Source organism: Moorena sp. SIO3B2, from assembly GCF_010692525.1.
Taxonomy (GTDB): Bacteria; Cyanobacteriota; Cyanobacteriia; order Cyanobacteriales; family Coleofasciculaceae; genus Moorena; species Moorena producens.
On record NZ_JAAHHE010000874.1, the window covers coordinates 1 to 1,403 of the forward strand.

The window sequence follows — 1,403 nt, forward strand, 5'->3', positions numbered from 1 at the left end:
GCGTCAAGCGTCAAGCGTCAACCTCTTAAATTTAGTGCAACCTATAGGTTATAAAATATACCTCGGTTTGACCCCCCAGAGTATCCCGAAAATCACTCCCAGTATTTGGAATCATAATGATTGACTTGAATTTCGGTCAGAGGAGGTTGAGCTAAAGGACACCATTGGATTCACAAGACATGCTTTGATTGGACGCGATCGCATATTGTAAAACTACTCAAGGTTAAACCAGTAATTATAAATATTTTCATAGTATGATAAGTCGTTATCGTTTCATTCACCCTTACTGATCCACATATTGCTGGTCATTGGGATTTTCTTGCTCCTCCAGAATATCCGTTCGCTTAGGGTGACTTACGGTCAATCCCGTAGCGTCGCCCACGGCCTCTCCTTCCTCATAACCGAAAATTTTGCCAAAATGGCAACCACTTACTAACATGTATGAGTCAATATTGTATGTATAGATACAGGTTTATTTACTCTTAATTAAACTACCATATAAATCCAGATCGAAATGATTATATTCGGAATAGGATTAACATAATATAATTAACATAAAATTCAGGGAAAATAATATCGCCATAGTCTTATTTATTTTTATGATTTTTATGAAATTTAAATTAAGATTGTTTAAAATTGCTTTAATTAACTAAAATTCAATCAGGGTGCTTTACTACACTATAAGTAAGTCAGTAATATCTATGTCGATATAACTACTTATAATTCGTGATATTACTACTGTGCAGTTTAATCAATATAGTTAACGAAAGTACCTATGATATTAAACGCAAATCAACTCTCTGAAATAACTATTAAACTAACAGCTACCCTGACAGCAGAGCCCTTAAATAAATCTGTTAATTCATGGATGGAAGATATAAATATTCCATCCCAAAGAAACTTATCAAAATCTAATCAAAATGTTGAACAAATACTTGATAAGTCTAGTATAATATCTACTCCTAAAAATGGTAGTAATGTCATCTCCTCAAGTTTTGAAGACTGGATCAGGTCTCCTGCAAATCAGCCATTATCACCAAATTCCTCTAACCTAGAGTTAGCTACCAATTTTGATATTCTTAAAGCCGAGGCTCTTTTAATTAATCATAACGATTACCAATTACCAAATAATTTAGTAATCGCTCATGAAAATGAGCAAGAAACTGATGAATTATATCAAGAGATATTAGACCTCTCCAAAAAACAAACTTATGGTAAAATAAGATAAAATTAATCACTTTTATCAACCTCAAAAACCATGAGCTACACTTGGAACCTGGGGGGGCGACGAAAATAGTTATAAAGCAGACAGGACAAGCGATTTAGCTCTCATTCCTCGTAAATAATACTTCCATTTATTACGATTAAGTCTCATTAATTCTCGTACTAAATTAATACACTCA

General features: G+C 33.3%; 1 protein-coding gene. It reads left to right on the forward strand.

The features are described from left to right. Nucleotides 1–775: 775 nt before the first annotated feature. Complete coding sequence (locus F6K38_RS41955) at nucleotides 776–1,228, forward strand: hypothetical protein (RefSeq protein ID WP_287360758.1); 453 nt, start codon at nucleotides 776–778, stop codon at nucleotides 1,226–1,228. Nucleotides 1,229–1,403 lie beyond the last annotated feature (175 nt).

Excerpts from the sequence above, each read along its gene's own strand:
- F6K38_RS41955 (WP_287360758.1), top strand. The coding sequence starts at position 776 with ATGATATTAAACGCAAATCAACTCTCTGAAATAACTATTAAACTAACA.